At 47.1% G+C, this 16985-nt stretch carries 20 protein-coding genes; 19 read left to right on the plus strand and 1 reads right to left on the minus strand.

Annotated features, from left to right (window positions below; all coding sequences use genetic code 11):
• The first annotated feature begins 49 nt into the window (after positions 1-49).
• The 19 genes from ACEPST_RS08350 (at position 50) to ACEPST_RS08440 (ending at position 15715) form a co-directional block, all read left to right on the plus strand.
• Positions 50-619: an ANTAR domain-containing response regulator gene (locus ACEPST_RS08350; RefSeq protein ID WP_203637927.1), complete on the plus strand. Its 570-nt coding sequence runs from the start codon at positions 50-52 to the stop codon at positions 617-619.
• Positions 619-2058 carry a sensor histidine kinase gene (locus tag ACEPST_RS08355; RefSeq protein WP_204121155.1) on the plus strand — a complete coding sequence of 480 codons (1440 nt, stop codon included), beginning with the start codon at positions 619-621 and terminating at the stop codon, positions 2056-2058. The genes ACEPST_RS08350 and ACEPST_RS08355 overlap by 1 nt, the downstream gene beginning before the upstream one ends.
• A gap of 119 nt (positions 2059-2177) precedes the next feature.
• Complete coding sequence (eutA, locus tag ACEPST_RS08360; RefSeq protein ID WP_204121154.1) at positions 2178-3611, plus strand: ethanolamine ammonia-lyase reactivating factor EutA; 1434 nt, start codon at positions 2178-2180, stop codon at positions 3609-3611.
• Between the two features lie 39 nt (positions 3612-3650).
• A complete protein-coding gene (locus ACEPST_RS08365) occupies positions 3651-5015 on the plus strand; it encodes an ethanolamine ammonia-lyase subunit EutB (protein ID WP_204121153.1) in 1365 nt (454 codons plus the stop codon).
• A gap of 16 nt (positions 5016-5031) precedes the next feature.
• Complete coding sequence (eutC, locus tag ACEPST_RS08370) at positions 5032-5955, plus strand: ethanolamine ammonia-lyase subunit EutC (RefSeq protein ID WP_204121152.1); 924 nt, start codon at positions 5032-5034, stop codon at positions 5953-5955.
• A 36-nt stretch (positions 5956-5991) separates the two neighbouring features.
• Positions 5992-6645 (plus strand): ethanolamine utilization microcompartment protein EutL, encoded by a 654-nt coding sequence (gene eutL / locus ACEPST_RS08375; RefSeq protein WP_203637918.1) that lies wholly within the window; start codon positions 5992-5994, stop codon positions 6643-6645.
• A 14-nt stretch (positions 6646-6659) separates the two neighbouring features.
• Positions 6660-7265, plus strand: a complete 606-nt coding sequence (locus ACEPST_RS08380; RefSeq protein WP_204121151.1) for a BMC domain-containing protein — start codon at positions 6660-6662, stop codon at positions 7263-7265.
• Entirely contained in the window at positions 7262-8740 is a 1479-nt protein-coding gene (locus ACEPST_RS08385; protein ID WP_204121150.1) for an acetaldehyde dehydrogenase (acetylating), read from the plus strand. Before ACEPST_RS08380 ends, ACEPST_RS08385 begins: the two co-directional genes overlap by 4 nt.
• Positions 8741-8769: 29 nt before the next feature.
• Positions 8770-9078: a BMC domain-containing protein gene (locus tag ACEPST_RS08390; RefSeq protein WP_203637912.1), complete on the plus strand. Its 309-nt coding sequence runs from the start codon at positions 8770-8772 to the stop codon at positions 9076-9078.
• A gap of 38 nt (positions 9079-9116) precedes the next feature.
• Positions 9117-9776 carry a hypothetical protein gene (locus ACEPST_RS08395; RefSeq protein WP_204121149.1) on the plus strand — a complete coding sequence of 220 codons (660 nt, stop codon included), beginning with the start codon at positions 9117-9119 and terminating at the stop codon, positions 9774-9776.
• Complete coding sequence (gene pduL / locus ACEPST_RS08400) at positions 9776-10408, plus strand: phosphate propanoyltransferase (RefSeq protein ID WP_204121148.1); 633 nt, start codon at positions 9776-9778, stop codon at positions 10406-10408. Before ACEPST_RS08395 ends, pduL begins: the two co-directional genes overlap by 1 nt.
• 9 nt (positions 10409-10417) lie before the next feature.
• Positions 10418-11029, plus strand: a complete 612-nt coding sequence (locus tag ACEPST_RS08405) for a hypothetical protein (RefSeq protein WP_204121147.1) — start codon at positions 10418-10420, stop codon at positions 11027-11029.
• 29 nt (positions 11030-11058) lie between these two features.
• Positions 11059-11337, plus strand: a complete 279-nt coding sequence (locus ACEPST_RS08410) for a EutN/CcmL family microcompartment protein (protein ID WP_203637904.1) — start codon at positions 11059-11061, stop codon at positions 11335-11337.
• Between the two features lie 32 nt (positions 11338-11369).
• The gene (gene eutH / locus ACEPST_RS08415) at positions 11370-12503 is read left to right on the plus strand and encodes an ethanolamine utilization protein EutH (RefSeq protein WP_204121146.1); all 1134 of its coding nucleotides are present in this window, start codon (positions 11370-11372) and stop codon (positions 12501-12503) included.
• On the plus strand, positions 12493-12936 hold the full coding sequence (locus tag ACEPST_RS08420) for an ethanolamine utilization protein EutQ (RefSeq protein ID WP_203637900.1): 444 nt from the start codon (positions 12493-12495) through the stop codon (positions 12934-12936). The genes eutH and ACEPST_RS08420 overlap by 11 nt, the downstream gene beginning before the upstream one ends.
• A 31-nt stretch (positions 12937-12967) precedes the next feature.
• On the plus strand, positions 12968-13336 hold the full coding sequence (locus ACEPST_RS08425; RefSeq protein WP_225893665.1) for a BMC domain-containing protein: 369 nt from the start codon (positions 12968-12970) through the stop codon (positions 13334-13336).
• Positions 13337-13560: 224 nt separating this feature from the next.
• Positions 13561-14415, plus strand: coding sequence for an ethanolamine utilization protein EutJ (gene eutJ / locus ACEPST_RS08430; protein ID WP_204121145.1), 855 nt, complete (start codon positions 13561-13563; stop codon positions 14413-14415).
• Between the two features lie 27 nt (positions 14416-14442).
• Complete coding sequence (locus ACEPST_RS08435) at positions 14443-14889, plus strand: EutP/PduV family microcompartment system protein (protein WP_203637897.1); 447 nt, start codon at positions 14443-14445, stop codon at positions 14887-14889.
• Positions 14890-14926: 37 nt separating this feature from the next.
• The gene (locus ACEPST_RS08440; RefSeq protein ID WP_204121144.1) at positions 14927-15715 is read left to right on the plus strand and encodes a tyrosine-protein phosphatase; all 789 of its coding nucleotides are present in this window, start codon (positions 14927-14929) and stop codon (positions 15713-15715) included.
• Positions 15716-15766: 51 nt separating this feature from the next.
• Here ACEPST_RS08440 and ACEPST_RS08445 read toward each other — a convergent pair whose 3' ends face one another.
• Positions 15767-16858 (minus strand): helix-turn-helix domain-containing protein, encoded by a 1092-nt coding sequence (locus ACEPST_RS08445; RefSeq protein ID WP_204121143.1) that lies wholly within the window; start codon positions 16856-16858, stop codon positions 15767-15769.
• Positions 16859-16985 lie beyond the last annotated feature (127 nt).

Here is a 16985-nt window from a genome sequence, read left to right on the forward strand (position 1 = left end):
CAGTGATAGTCACTTTTAAGAATGATTATGACGACAAGGAGCTATTATCATGAAGGAACGTATTGTAATTGTCGATGATGAACCGATCACGCGCATGGATATCCGGGACATTGTTGAACAAGCCGGGTACCAGGTTGTGGGTGAGGGTAGCGATGGCTTTGAAGCCATTGATGTTTGTCAAGAACAGAAGCCTGATCTCGTAATTATGGATATTCGGATGCCCATCTTAGATGGCTTAAAGGCCGGTAAGAAAATTTTGGCAGACCATTTAACGCGCTCAATCGTCTACCTATCCGCCTATAGTGATGAGGAAGACACGGATACCGCCAGCCGCATTGGTGCAGTCGGCTATCTAGTGAAACCCCTTTCAGAACGATCTTTATTAACCACTATTCAGGTCGGATTAGCCAGTGGTAAACGGGATCAACAACTTACTAAAAAGGTTGAAGACCTGGATACAAAACTAGCTGAACGGAAGGTTATTGAACGGGCCAAAGGAATTTTGATGGAAGAAAATAATCTATCAGAAGATGCTGCCTATAAGATGCTTCGGAACTTGAGCATGAGTAAGCGGCAGTCCATGAACGCGATTGCGGAATTGATTGTGATGGATGCCTAATGAGTGAATTCGAAGAGTTATGTCAACAATATACGAATTTAGATCAGTCTGACGTTGCGACGCTCTTGGCAGAAACCAAAGAGATTGAGCAGACGCCAGCTTATCGAAACTCAGATGTATTTATCGATGTTCGCAATCAATATAACAATCAGGCGGTTGTGATTTATCACAAGTTGCCAGTAGATGTCCCATCCTTGTATCATCGCAAAGTCACAGGTAAAGAAGCCTTACGAACCAACGAACCCGGGGTATTTCATACCTTGGAAACCAAGTTGGCTTCGATGGATCTCCTAGCGGAAACGCAGGAACAGCGATTGATTCGCCAACGGATTTTTCCCATCATGCATGAGAAGAAGACAATTGGCGTGACTATCGTTGAATCTGATGCCTCTCATGACGTTTTGGATGATTTTCAAAGTGAGGATACTCAGAGCCGGTACTCCGACGTCTCAGCAACCATTAAGATGTTTGGTCGGCTAGACACGACGATCACGGATCAGCTGGCAGATGCCATTTTGGGATTTGACCATACCGGACGGTTAGTTTTGGCTAACCACACCGCGTTGGCTCTCTACAAGAAGGTCGGTTACATTGGGAACATCATTGGGTTGGACTACGAAAACCTATCGTTAGACGGGTCCCGATTCAAGGATGTTCTGACACAGTTACAAGGACTCAGTGAAGAAGAGCAGCCTGTAACATTTGATTTTAATTACTTGAACTACTTCTTTTCGGAGCGGAAGTTCTGGAATGAGAGTAACCAACAATTGGTGGTATTGATTCAAGATAAGACGGATGTCAAAGCCAAAGAGGCTGAGATCATCTCCAAGTCCGTTGCCATTCGCGAAATCAATCACCGCGTTAAGAACAATCTCCAGTCAGTCATCTCCCTGCTCCGCATTCAACAGCGGCGGCTGGAAGGTGATGAGGCCAAGAAGGCGCTTAACGAGAGTATCAGCCGCATCATGGCGATTTCGTCAACGTACGAGCTGATGTCCAAACAGTTGGGCGATCACACCAGTCTTCAATCCGCTTTACATCTGTTGATTTCCCACTTCAAACAACTCAACGATGACAATCAAGAGTTGGATGTGCAATTGCAAATTGATCCGCGCATCACGGTGGATAGTGAACAGGTTGTGACGATTTCCATTATCATCAATGAGCTATTACAAAACGTGATTTCCCATGCGTACCCTAATGGTTGCGTTAAATGCGGCCATGTGGCTATCACGGGAACCACAAACCAAGAAATTATTACCCTACGAGTTACCGACGATGGCGTGGGTTTCGACCTCGACAAGACGCGGGCTGGTAGTTTGGGCTTAACGATTATTCGGAGCTATGTGAAGGATAAGCTGTTGGGTCGCTTGAAAATTGAATCGTCGGCACATGGTACCGATGTTTGTTTCTCATTTGATCAAAAAACACAACACTGACGTTGTGCAAAAGCAATGGGGCTTAAGATCAAACTATTTTTTCTACGGGAGTACTAGCTTCTGCACGGGAAAAGTGGCTTGATTTTGAGCCCCATTTTTTTGGAAAGGAGGGAGGTTATATGCAAGATGATCAAATTTTGAGTGTCGGCATTGATTTAGGGACGTCGACCACGCAATTGATTCTTTCTCGGTTAACGGTGAAGAACTTTGCTGCAGCCTTCTCAGTCCCCAGAATCAATATTTCAAAAAAAGAGGTCATCTTTCAAAGCGACATCATATTCACACCGCTTGCTACGCAGACTGAGATTGATGCAGATGCGATTACTAAATTCGTAGCTGATCAATATCAGGCAGCGGGCATCGACAAGCGTGATATTCAAATGGGTGCCGTCATTATCACGGGTGAAACGGCGCGGAAGGAAAATGCAAGCGCTGTTACGCAAGCCTTGAGCGGTTATGCCGGTGACTTCGTGGTGGCAACGGCCGGGCCAGACCTAGAGAGCATCATTGCTGGGAAAGGTGCCGGAACCAACGTCACAGCCCGCAAGAAACGGCGGAACGTGGTCAACATGGATATCGGTGGTGGGACTAGTAATCTCGGATTATTCAGTGATGAAGATATTCTGGATACGGCCTGCTTCGATATCGGTGGTCGGTTAATCAAAATTACCCCTAGCACGAAAGAAATTACTTATATCTCGCCGAAGGTCAAGGAACTGATCCAAGACTTGAAGCTAGACGTCCACGAGGGGATGCGCGTCAGCCTCGACCAATTACAGCCAATCATTGATGTGCTGGTTAACGTATTGGAGAACAGTATCGGCGTTGGGGACAAGAGTCCTTACTTCGATATGTTTGTCACCAATCATGCCTTACATCCGGAACACAAGATTGACGGTGTCACCTTCTCTGGTGGGGTGGCCGATTGCTTAAACGAAGAGTTGCCACAAGATGTCCTACGTTATGGGGACATTGGGTTGCTTCTCGGTTATGGCGTCCGGCATTCCCGTATCTTTAAGGACAAGACAATTTACCCATCAGTTGAAACGATTCGCGCAACCGTTGTGGGTGCTGGTTCACACACAACGGATGTCACCGGGAGCACGATTGCTTACACGGATGGCATCCTCCCTCTCCGGAACTTACCGATTCTGAAAATTACTAAGAGTGATGAGGATCTAGCAGAGGACGAGTTAGCCAAGACGGTTGAAGAAAAGATTAACTGGTACAAAGTACAAAACGAGTTGAGTAACGTTGCATTAGCCTTTACTGGCAAGCACAGTCCTTCCTTTAATGATATTCAGCGGTACGCCGCCGGAATCGTGAAGGGCGCGCAGGTCCTGATCGATAAACATGAGCCACTGATTATCATGGTGCATGAAGACATGGCCAAGGCGCTGGGTCACAGTTTATTCGCCAAGTTACCAGACCGTTATCCATTTGTTTGTATCGATAGCGTCAAGGTAGAAAATGGCGATTACATTGACCTCGGGGAACCTGTTGCTGGCGGTGAAGTCTTACCAGTAATTGTGAAAACGCTTGTATTTGGATAAGAAACTCAAAAGCAATTTATTTGCAAAGGAGGCAGCAGAATGATTTTACAAACATATTTATCTGATCATTTATACAGCTTTGGCTCAGTCAAAGAAGTTTTGGCTAAAGCTAACGAATTAAAGTCCGGTGATGAATTGGCCGGGGTTGCCGCAAGTGATGCCACGGAACGGGTTGCAGCGAAGGTTGTCTTAGCACAATTAACGTTGAACGATATTTACAACAACCCAGTTGTGCCTTACGAGGATGATGAAGTTACCCGGATTATTATTGACGGTGTGAACACCCGGATCTTCGATAGCATCAAGAACTGGTCAGTTTCAGACTTACGTGAATGGATCTTGTCTGACAGCACCACGGACCACGACATTAAGCGCATTCGTCGGGGCCTGACTTCCGAAATGGCCGCAGCCGTTACCAAGCTGATGACGAACATGGACTTGGTCGTTGCCGCTAAGAAGATTCACGTTGAAAAGACTGCTAACACGACGATTGGTCGCCCAGGGACCTTCTCCTCACGGCTCCAAACTAACCATCCAACCGACAATATCGATGGGATCATGGCTGGTGTTATGGAAGGTCTTAGCTGGGGTGTTGGGGATGCCGTTATTGGTTTGAACCCTAACGATGACTCAGTTGACAGCGTTACCAAGATTTTGAATAAGTTCGAAGAATTCCGTTCACAATGGGATGTGCCAACGCAATGTTCCGTCTTAGCCCATGTGACGACGCAAATGGAAGCTATTCGGCGCGGTGCTCCTGCCGGCTTGATCTTCCAATCCATCGCCGGCTCTGAAAAAGGGAACACGGCCTTTGGGATTAACGCTGACATGCTGAGTGAAGCTTATGACTTAGGCTTACACCAAGGCCAAGCTGCTGGTCCTAACGTGATGTACTTTGAAACTGGTGAAGGTTCAGAATTATCTGCCGACGCTAACTTCGGTGCTGATGAATTAACAATGGAAGCGCGTTGCTACGGTTTCGCCAAGAAGTACGATCCATACATCGTCAACACGGTGGTTGGGTTCATTGGACCAGAATACTTATACAACTCCAAGCAAGTTATCCGTGCCGGTCTTGAAGACCACTTCATGGGTAAGCTGCAAGGAATCTCCATGGGTTGTGACGTTTGCTACACCAACCATATGAAGGCTGACCAAAATGATGGTGAAAACTTAGCCGTGCTCTTAGGTGCTGCTGGGTGCAACTACATCATGGGTGTGCCACATGCCGATGACGTTATGTTGAACTATCAATCAACTGGGTTCCAAGAAACTGCCACGATTCGTGATATCTTCGGTTACCACCCAATTAAAGAATTTGGCGACTGGATGGAAAAGATGGGCATTACTGAAAATGGTCAGTTAACTGCCCGCGCCGGTGATGCATCGATTTTCTTAAACTAAAAGGAAGTGATACGACATGGATGAAAAAGACTTAAAGTCAATGATCGAAAATATTTTAGCAGATATGACTGAAGACAAGAAACCAGCCGCTGCAAAGACGACGAGTTCAACGTCAACGGCAACACCTGCTAGCAACGATTCAACTGTTAGCGATGACGTGTTAGACGATATCACAAAGATTGATTTGAAGAAGCAATTCTTACAAGACAATCCACATGATCGCGAAGGTTACCTGAAGATCAAGTCCTTCACACCAGCTCGTTTGGGAATGGGCCGTGTTGGTACCCGTTACAAGACCGCTTCAGTTCTCCGCTTCCGTGCTGATCACGCGGCTGCACAAGATGCCGTGTTCAGTGACGTTGATCCACAATTGCCAAAAGACATGGGATTCTTTGAAACCCAAACGACTTGTTCCTCTAAGGATGAATTCTTAACCCGTCCAGACTACGGTCGTAAGTTCTCAGATGAAACCGTTGCCGCTATCAAGAAGAACATCACGCCAAACGCCAAGATTCAAATGGTTGTCGGTGATGGCTTGAGTTCAGCTGCTATTGAAGCCAACGTTAAGGAAATCATTCCAGCCATTCAACAAGGTTTGAAGGTTTACGGCTTGAGCTTTGATACCAAGGACGTCATCTTCGTGAAGTACGCTCGGGTCGGTGCTGAAGACCAAATCGGTGAAGTGACTGGCGCAGATGTTGTCTGCATGTTAGTCGGTGAACGTCCTGGATTGGTTACTGCTAAATCAATGAGTGCTTACATTGCTTACAAGCCAACCATTGGGATGCCAGAAGCTAACCGGACCGTTGTTTCCAACATTCATGATGGTGGGATGCCAGCCGTTGAAGCTGGTGCCTACATCGCCGAATTGCTAGACAAGATGGTTCGTTTGAAGAAGTCTGGGATTGACTTAAAGGCTGCTGAAAACGCCGGTGCCTAAAGTTAATGCGACATATCCGAAAGGAGGAATTACACAGTGAAAGATAGTGCGATTAAAGCCAATGTCCTCAGTACAAGATTGATTCCTAATGTGGACAGTGAGTTAGCGAAATCTTTGGACTTGCCAAGTGACATCAAAAGTCTCGGTTTGATTACTTCTGATTGTGATGATGTAACTTATGTTGCATTGGACGAGGCAACCAAGACAGCTGACGTTGAAGTTGTTTATGGGAAGAGTATGTATGCTGGGGCCGGCAACGCCTCAACGAAATTAGCGGGTGAAGTTATTGGGATTCTCGGTGGGCCAAGTCCTGCTGAGGTTCGTAGTGGCCTGGATGCCTGCATTCGGGTGATTGAAGAAGAAGCCCACTTCGTGAGTGCTAATGAAGATGACAGTATTGTCTACTTTGCACACACGATTTCACGGACGGGGAGCTACTTGTCTAAGGTAGCCAATGCCCCTGAAGGTGGCGCCATTGCTTACTTGATCGCGCCGCCACTGGAATCCATTTACGCCGTCGATGCTGCTATGAAAGCAGCCGATGTCCAAATGGGTGTGCTCTATGGCCCGCCTTCGGAAACCAACTTTGGTGGTGCTCTGTTGACAGGTAGCCAATCTGCCTGCAAAGCTGCTTGTGACGCTTTCGCTACGGCAGTGAAGGAAATTGCCAATAATCCGATGGTTGACTAAGGACGTGAACTTAAATGACAGGTGAAAGTCTAGGAATGATTGAAGTCAAAGGCTTTCTGGGTGCTGTCGTTGCAGCGGATGCAGCCTTGAAGGCCGCTGAAGTTGACATGCGTGACTTTCGGGTCACACGTGGGGGCCTGGTAACCGTTTTGGTTACGGGAGATGTTGCTGCGGTCAATGCCGGTATTGATGCCGGGGTTGCTAGCATCGAACAGTTTGATTGCCTCATTTCTGAGCACGTGATTGCGCGCATGGATGGTCAAACTGATCTGATGGTCCAACGGCCAACTCCTGATCCAACACCGGAAAAATCAGAGAAACCAGAAGCACCGGAAAGTAACGGTGACGCCGCGGTTGATGACGCGACAACACCAACGCTGCCAGTCGCTCAACCCGCAAAGGTTGAAGAAAAAACAGTTGACGAAGAACAGTCTACGACTGATCAGAGCGACTGGGCGACCGACAGACAAGCGTTAGAGAAGATGCGTGTTGTGGACCTGCGGAAGCAAGCCTACCACATGAATATCCAAACTCTGACGAAGAAGCAAATTAAGATGGGGAACAAGCGGACATTAGTTCAGGCTATTCTTGATGATTTGCAAAGGAGGAATAATTCTTGAGTCTAACAGATGCTGATTTACTATCAATTCAAGAGGTTCGGACGTTGCTTCATCAAGCGACTAAGGCCCAAAAGATTTTTAGCCAATTCTCCCAAGAAAAGGTTAACGAAATTTGCCAAGCCATTGCGGATGCAGGTGTTGCTAACGCGGAACGCTTAGGTAAAATGGCGCAAGAAGAAACCGGCTTTGGGATTTGGCAAGATAAGGCTATCAAAAATGAATTTGCTTCCAAGACGGTTAACGATCGTTATCGCGATTTGAAGACCATCGGTATCTTGGGTGAAGATTCAGAACACAAGACCATTGATATGGCCGTGCCAGTTGGTGTCATTGCTGGATTAATTCCATCAACCAACCCAACTTCCTCAGTGTTCTACAAGGCTTTGATTGCTGTTAAGGCGGGGAATGCGATTGTCTTCTCCCCACATCCTAACGCTAAGAAATGTATTCTGGAAGCTATCAGAGTGACCAGTGAGGCTGCTTACCAAGCTGGTGCGCCAGCCGGTTTGATTTCCGGGATGACTGCCCCAACGCTTGAAGGTACGGATGAACTGATGCACAACGATGAGACCAAGTTAATCTTGGCAACTGGTGGGACTGCAATGGTTCACGCGGCTTACTCTTCAGGGACACCAGCCTTAGGGGTTGGTCCTGGTAACGGGTCAGCTTACATTGAAAAGAGTGCGGACGCTTCCTTAGCTGTTAAGCGGATCATGGATTCCGAAACGTTTGATAACGGGACCATCTGTGCTTCTGAACAATCCGTCATCGTTGAAGATGCCAACAAGGATGAAGTTCACCGTGAACTGGAAAAGCAGGGCGGTTACTTCTTAACGGATGAAGAAAAGGAACGTGTTTCCCACTTCATCTTACGGGCTGACGGCACGATGAACCCACAAATTGTTGGAAAGTCAGTTCAAGTGATTGCTGACTTGGCCAAGATTGAAGTGCCAAACAGCGCTCGGGTCTTAATTGCCCGGGATTCCGCAGAAAACGTGGGTAAGGGCGATCCATTCTCACGGGAAAAGCTCACCCCAATCATGGCTTACTTCGAAGTTAAGGATATGCAGGCAGCTGCTGACTTAACGAACAAATTGTTGATGAATGAAGGGGCAGGTCACACGGCCATTGTCCATTCTGAAAACCACAAGTTGATCTGCGATTACGCAGCGATGGTTCCAGCTTCTCGGGTTTTGGTTAACACGCCAGGTGCCTTAGGTGGTATCGGTGCCACGACCGGCCTGAACCCAGCCTTAACCTTAGGCTGTGGGGCTATCGGTGGGAGTGCTAGTTCCGATAACATCAGCCCACTGAACTTGTTGAACCTGAAACGTGTTGCTATTGGGGTTCGTGAACTCGAAGATATTCGGGGCGCTGCAACCGCTGTTTCTTCACAAAGCACGCCAAGTTCAACTGGCAATCAAGAACAATTGGTTGAAGAATTAGTTCGTCAAGTTTTAGCAAAAATCCAATAAAGTCATTTAAATTTTAGGAGGAAATTCTTATGTCAAACACAAATGCTCTAGGTATGATCGAAACAAAAGGTTTAGTTGGTTCTATTGAAGCTGCCGATGCTATGGTTAAGGCTGCTAACGTTACCTTAATCGGTAAGGAACAAGTTGGTGCCGGGTTAGTTACTGTTATGGTTCGTGGTGACGTTGGTGCCGTTAAAGCTGCTACCGATGCCGGTGCTGCTGCTTGTGAAAAAGTTGGGGAATTAATTTCCGTTCACGTTATCCCTCGTCCACACAACGAAGTTGATGCTATCTTGCCTCACATGGTAGGAGACAACGCTGACCTCGACGAAGACTAATGAATGGTCTTTGCTAGACTCGTGAAAGGAGGTGCCTCTTGGACAAATTATTAACTGAAGATTCTGTACGACAACTGATGCGTCAAAATAAGTTAGCTAACCAGGATCAATTAACGTTACCAAGAGGTACTATTTTGACCCCAGCTGCTCGGAGCTTTTTGGGCGAGCATCAGATTAAGATCAAACAAACGAATGCAACCTCTGCTCAGATGAAGGTTCAGGCGAAAGAGGCTGCTAAGCCAAATCGTTGGCTCGAGTCCGCAAACGTTGTGATTCCACCGGTTGATTTTAATCAGCTTTCCCGATTGGGCACACCGCTCATTCGCTTACAATCCACGTTACGGCAACAAGTCTTGTTGTTACTAACGTTGTTGAGTGAACAGTCAGAGGAGATTGACCAGTCAGTCGTCACCGAGTTAGTCGAGTTCGTCAACTCCTTGCTTACGAAGACGTTTGATCAGATTTTGACCAATGAGGACTGCGCAACGGATCAGTTGAAATTAACTTCTATGAAGTTGGTTCAGCCGAAAATGCTGGTGGTTCAACAATTACAAAGTAGTATTGGCGATGTTGCAGCCGTCCTGGGCGATTACGTTCGGGTACAGCCAGAGCTGCAGCAGTCAGCTTACTACAAAGCCATTGTTCAGTGGCAAATGATGATTCAAACCTGGACACAAACAATTTTGGAGAGTAGGTGATGACGACGGATAACTTAAACGATATTGTTGAAGCAATCGTCGCCGAGTTAAGGGAAAAGACTTCATTTGAAATTGAAGCCTCTGCCCGCCACATCCATCTTGATCAGCCCACCATTGATGCCTTATTCGGCACCGGGCATCAGTTGACCCCCAAACGGCCGCTGTCACAACCCGGTCAGTTCGTTTCCGAAGAACGCTTAACGTTGGTTGGACCAAACGGCAAGCTTGCTAATGTTGCCGTGTTAGGACCAGCCCGGAAGCAATCTCAGGTTGAACTGTCGATGACGGATGCCAGAACCTTAGGCGTTACGCCACCGTTACGGGAGAGTGGTCACTTGGATCAAACACCAGGGGTAACCTTGGTGAGTGACCAAGGCAAATCAGTCGGCATTGAGTCCGGCGTGATTGTTGCTCAGCGGCATGTTCACATGACGCCAAGCGATGCCAAGCTCTACGGTGTCAAGAACGGTGATGTCGTTGATGTTAAGACGACGGGTGACCGTGGCTTGATTTTTGGAAACGTGGTTATTCGTGTCAGTGATCGGTTTGCTACCCGAATGCATGTTGATTTTGACGAAGCAAATGCTTGTGGACTCAAGAAGGGCATGCGGGGAACAATCTATAAAAAGTAGGTTTTTAAAATGCAGTCTGCTGATTTAGAAAAGCTGATTCAAGCAATTACTAACCGGGTCGTCGCACAGCTTGGAGCAGCAACGAAAAGTGAAATTCTCTTTCAGGGGAAAATTGAAGCGTATCCTGCGGCTTATGTGCAAAGGCTTTCAGCTGACTATCATTTCATGTTTGGGACAAAGCAGGATAGCGATGCTATCCTGCTTTGTCTTAGTCAGATGACTTTACCGCAGTTGCTAGCAGTCGTTAAGTTAACGCCAATTGATGAGGAGACGACCCAAGCGGTAGCCTTCTTGTTGGCAGGGAAACCCGTCTGGATTTTTGGGACGGCGCCTCGCCTAGCCACCTATCGGCAACAAACACGGTATGGCGTTTGGCGGCAACTCCAAGCGGCTTTGCAGCAATTGGAGTCGATGGATATTCACTTCATTAATGACGACCAACACTTTAACAGTCAGTTGCAAGCGCTTCAGCGTCAGCAACCGGCCCCAGCCGTTAAGCGCCACTATGTGAGTCGGTTAGCGTTGGAGCATCGGTGGCAGGCGGGGCAATATGACCTCGCAGCCAATGAAGTGCTGACGGATGAAGCTGCCGAATGGGCTGGTAAGCACCAACATAAATAAAACGGTAATCCTGAAAGGTGGTTGGCAAAATGGTAGTTGGAGAAGTTGTTGGTAATTTATGGTCAACGAAAAAAGTCGATGCCCTTTCAGGTGCACGGTTCCTGTTGGTGAATGTGGCCGATAAGAAGCCCGGGACCGCCAAAACCTGGCAGACGCGACAAATCGTGGCCTGTGATATGGTTGGCGCCGGTTTCGGTGAACAAGTCTTAGTCGTTGAGGGATCGGGGGCCCGGGTCGTGGACCAGGGTGAACATGTCCCAATTGACGCCACAATTGTCGGAATTATTGATTCAATCGATGAACAGTAACGTTTTTCAATTAGAAGGGAGGCAGTTCAGTTATGGGAATTAATGAAATTATTATGTATATTATGGTGTTCTTCATGGCTTTAGGGGCACTCGATAAAATGATTGGGAACAAATTTGGTTTAGGTGCCAAATTTGAAGAAGGGATCATGGCCATGGGGTCCTTAGCCATGTCCATGGTCGGGATTATCATCCTGGCCCCTATCTTGGCCAAGATTTTATCACCAGTCATCGTGCCATTATATCGGGCATTAGGTGCCGATCCTTCAATGTTCGCAACGAGTTTAATTGCGATTGACATGGGTGGTTTCCAATTAGCTAAGCAAATGGCGTTGGATCCACAAGCTGGGTTATTCGCCGGGGTTATCCTTGGTTCCATGATGGGGCCAACCATCGTGTTCTCTATTCCAGTTGCCTTGGGGATTATTGATAAGAAGGATCACCGTTTCTTAGCTACCGGGGTTCTTTCCGGGATGGTGACGATTCCTATCGGGTGTTTTGTTGGTGGACTGATGATGGGGATGCCAATCATTTCCGTCTTGAAGAACATTGTGCCAATTATTCTGTTCGCTGTCTTGATTGCACTGGGACTGTGGTTTAAACCAGAAGGCATGATTAAAGGCTTCGCGATTTTTGGTCAAGCTATTATTGTGATTGGGACCTTGGGATTAGCCTTAGGGGCTGTACAGTCCATGGTCGGCGTCACCTTGATTCCTGGTATCGCCAATGTTCGTGGCGGTATTCAAGTTGTTGGGAGCATTGCCATGACACTGGCCGGAGCCTTCACGTTAGTTTACGTGATCACGAAAGTCTTCCGTAAGCCATTGATGAAGTTAGGTCAAGCGATGGGGATGAACGAAACGGCTGCTGCCGGATTAGTTGCCACCTTGGCCAACAACATTCCAATGTTTGAAATGATGAAGGATATGGATGACCGGGGCAAAATCATCAACGTTGCCTTTGCCGTATCCGCAGCCTTTGTTTTCGGGGACCACTTAGGTTTCGTTGCCGGAGTTGCTAAGGAAATGATTTTCCCAATGATTGTCAGCAAGCTAGTTGCCGGGATTACCGCTATCTTTGTTGCGATGTTCATGGCTAACCGAGTATTGGGTAAGCAACCTAAAAAAGACAAAGCAGATGAAGGGAAAGTGGCAGTAGATGAACATTGATCGCGCACAAATCGAAGAAATTGTTCGTAAAATTGTGACTGAAAAGTTGAGTGTGAAGAAGAGTATTACACCAGACGGGTTAGTTTCGATTGATTTGCCTGCTTGGGATGTTTCTGAGGATGACCGGATGGATACAGGTAATCCAACCGACCAAGTCTACACCAAGGACTTCTTTGACTTGAAGGAAAGCCCACGTTTAGGTGCTGGTTTAATGGTCATGGATCACAGTACCTTCGACTGGACACTGAACTATGACGAAGTCGACTACGTTATCGATGGCACGTTAAAGGTCATTGGTAAAAATGGCACCGCCACCGCTAATGCAGGCCAAATCATTTTGATTCCTAAGGGCAGTAAGATTAAGTTCTCTGTCGAAGACAAGGCTCGCTTTATTTACATTACTTATCCTGCTGACTGGGCTAACCAAGCTTAGTCGTTAGACTTGAAGAAAGGAGGCTAAATCCATGAGTTTAACTAACTCAAGCGAACACCGAACGGAACCGGAACGGATGATTCAAGAATACGTTCCTGGGAAACAGATTACGCTGGCACACGTTATTGCTAATCCTGACAAGGATGTCTTTAAAAAGTTAGGGTTGGATGATAATAACACCGCGTTGGGTATCTTGACGATTACGCCTAGTGAAGCGTCAATCATCGCTAGTGATATTGCCACGAAGTCCGGGAGTGTTGATCTGGGTTTCATCGATCGGTTCAGTGGTTCAGTTGTTTTGTGTGGGGAAGTGTCAGAGGTTGAAGCTTCCTTGGAACAAGTCGTTAAGCAGTTGCACGATATCTTAGACTTCACCGTTTGCAAGATTACCCGGACATAACGGGTTAAACAAATCGTTGTTGGCGCCTTACCGGGCGGCGAAAATGAGCTGGAACGCTGAGGGCAGGACGCCCAGAGTCAAGGAGCGGTCCTTGTGCCCGGCTGAGCTCACTTTCGCCGCCTTCGCGGCTTAAACGGATTTGATCCGGTTGGTCAGGCATCATGGTTGTGGTGAATGGTGAGGATAAACCAGAAGTTGATAGAAATTTACGATAAAGTCGAGGAATGAATATGGGTGCAAAACAAACATTAGATTTAACCGCAGTTAATCAACAGTTACATCAGTTTGCTGAGGTCGTTAATACTGACCGCCCAATTCGTCAGGTAGAGCCGCAGGAGCACCTACGAGTTGGTGTCGATCTAGGAACCTCATCGATCGTCCTGACCGTGTTAGATGAAGACAATCAGCCGTTATACGGTGCGTTTGAGTATGACAATGCGGTTCGAGACGGCATCGTGGTGAACTTCATGGAATCTGTACAGATTTTAAAGCGCTTAAAGGCCAAAGCCGAAGCCGTTTTAGGGGTTGAATTGACCACCGCGTGTGGGGCAATTCCACCTGGAACGGGGGACAGTGCCGCTAAAATTGTTAGTAATGTCATCGAATCTGCAGAATTAGAGTGTCGGAACGTGGTTGACGAACCGACTGCGGCAGCAGCATTTCTTCAGATGAAGACGGGAACGGTTGTGGATATTGGTGGGGGAACCACTGGGATTAGTATCTTTAACCGGGGTAAGCTCGTTGAAGTCTTGGATGAAGCGACTGGAGGGTTCCATATGACGTTAGTCTTAGCGGGCTATCATCATATTCCGGCAGACGAGGCTGAATTGATTAAACGTGACCCTAATCGGGAAGCCGAAGTCTTTTCAATCATTCGACCGGTAGTGGATAAGATGGCTACGATTGCGCGCGATACTGGTGAGACGCCGGTCAAGGAACCCGTCATTGTTGTGGGTGGGGCGATTAACTTCAAAGACTTCGTGAAAGCCTTTAGTAAGACGTTGAAGTTACCGGCCTACAAGCCAGAACATCCACAATTCGTGACGCCATTGGGTATTGCGATGTATGATCATGCTTAAAAACGTTGTGAAGGGAGTTGAACCGAGATGAAGAAACCGATTTTTATTGGTGCCGTCGCCTGTGGGAAGACGACCCTTTGCCAACGGTTATTGGGACAAGCGATAGCTTACAAGAAGACCCAAGTTGTTGAATTCTATAAACACAACCGGATGATTGATACGCCGGGTGAATTCATGGAACACCGTGAGTACTACAGTGCACTAACCGTAACGGCAGTTGATGCCGACGTGATTGTGCTGGTGCAAAGTGTTTCTGATCACCGCCAAACCTTTTCCCCTGCATTTGGGAGTATGTTCCCCAAGGATAAGATTGGTATCGTCACCAAAATTGATTTAGCTAAGAGTCAGGATGATATTGATTGGGCCGTGGATCAGCTGAAAGCTGCCGGGGCTAGTCAGGTTTTCTGCCTATCAGCTAAGGACAATACGGGTGTGAAGGCGATTGCTGACTTCTTGGAAATCACCGGAGAATAGCTAGCGACAACTATTTGCGTTTAAAGGAGGTGGGGAGATGATTCAGGAACGAGTAATTCCGGTGACGAAAGGTCTTAATTTCCGTGATCTTGGTGGTTACCAGACCACGGATGGTCGGACTGTCAAATGGCAGAAACTCTTTCGAGCTGGCCATTTGTCAGAGTTAACGTCGGCTGATCAGCAGTTATTGCTGGATCGCGGGGTTACGGTTGATATTGATCTGCGGTCTACAGCTGAGTTAGCGCAGTTTCCGGACCGTCTCCCTAATGGCATTTGGTTCAAGCATTTACCAGTGTTTGATGACGATGAAACGGAGAGTACTGGTACTGCAGCCGAGTTACAGCGGCAGTATGCTAGCGATGCTCAGAGCGGCCATCAACAAATGCTAAATGTCTATCGTCGATTGGCTAGCCAGCAACAGCCGCAACAGGCTTACCGTGAGTTTTTTCACTACTTATTAGCTCATGGTGACAGTGAAGGCATCTTATTTCATTGTTCTGCTGGAAAGGATCGAACGGGGATGGCGGCAGTCTTACTGTTAGCGGTTCTTGGGGTTCGACCGGATCAGATATTAGCAGATTATTTGTTGACCAATTCCTTATCAAAGCCCCGGGTTGTGGCGCGGGTTCAGGAAGCACAAGCGGCAGAGATGAACGCGAATTTTATTCAGTCCATCCATGATTTATCCATCGTGACGGAAGCATACTTGTATCAAGCATTGGCTCAAATTGCGACCGAGTACGGTGGTCTACAGCCATACTTGCATCAGGTATTGGACCTGAGTTCGGCGGATGTATCGCGGCTAAAAGAAATTTACCTGACCTAAATAAAGCCCCAGCCGCTGTTCTAGTTGGCTGGGACTTTTCGCTTCATTTAGTTAGTTGGCGTAGTTCATGTAAACCCATTGAATGACTGATTTGTTTTTAGCGTTGACCTCATTAGCGGATTGCAGGGGTTGCTGACCGTCGACGGTGTAGACCCAGCCACGTGAGCCCTCGGTATCGGCTAAGTCACCGATTCGCGTCAGGTAGGTGTCGCCATCATCTGAATCCGTTTGATAGTTGATGTCGTGGTGTTGAAAATAGTTCTTGGTCACGTCATAGATGGACGTTGCGTCATCCCAATCCAAATCACGTGGAATGGTGTAGACCTTCTGAATCGCGTGATTGTGTTGGCGGAATTCAGAGGGGGTCATGTGCGTTTTGCGTTTGAAAATTTTCGTGAAATAGCTTGTTTGAGCAAAGCCAAGTTGCGCGGAAATTTGATTAATGGGGGTGAGGGTTAATGCCAACTTTTCCTGAGCCAAGGCAATCTTTTGATTGTTGACGTATTCGACAAAATTAACGTGTAAGTATTTTTTAAAGAGCCGACTTAGGTACGACGGAGAAAGATAAGCCGCTTCGGCAACATCATTTAATGAGAGTGATTGTTGGATATGCTTGTGAATGTAAGCTACGGCCAGTTTAATACTATGGTAGGCATCATTGTTACTGATAGTCTGGCCATTGATTGTCGCCAGTGCGGGCGCCACTGAAGTTGGTGACAACGGATCGTGTTGTTCAGTCAGGGGAAAGAAATTATGAAAGTAATTGATTTGTTTGACCTGATCAGGAGTTAACGCGTCCCAAACGGTGAGCGAATCCGTCGTACCAGTAAAGGACTCACGAAGCGTATTCGTGAGGTAGCCTTGCGCCAGCGTTAAGCGCTTTTTGGATACGTCTTTGGCATCACACATGATTGTACCCCAAAGCTGGGTTCCTAGTGTGACAGGAAAAATAGCAAAGTGTTCCAGCGCCTCACCGGCTAGGTTTTGTTTGATGGCAGAATTGTTGAGGAAAACGGCATCGTCTTTAAGTAAAATACCGTTAAAACTATAGCACAGGGCTTTAATTTGTGTAAGACTGGTGAATTTCGCCAAAGCATGCGCGAGATTACTGTAATTTTCTTGTGTGGGTGAAGAATTAGACATATAGACCCTCCTAAGTAAAGCTGGTAGAGTCCCCGTTGACTCAGCGATGTATCCGTTAACATCTAACCGAATTGTAACGGATAAGTAGCGGTATTTCAACCCTGAGACAAAATAGTACTGGTCAAAT

This window comes from Levilactobacillus sp. FUA 3915, assembly GCF_044053135.1.
GTDB lineage: Bacteria > Bacillota > Bacilli > Lactobacillales > Lactobacillaceae > Levilactobacillus > Levilactobacillus lanxiensis.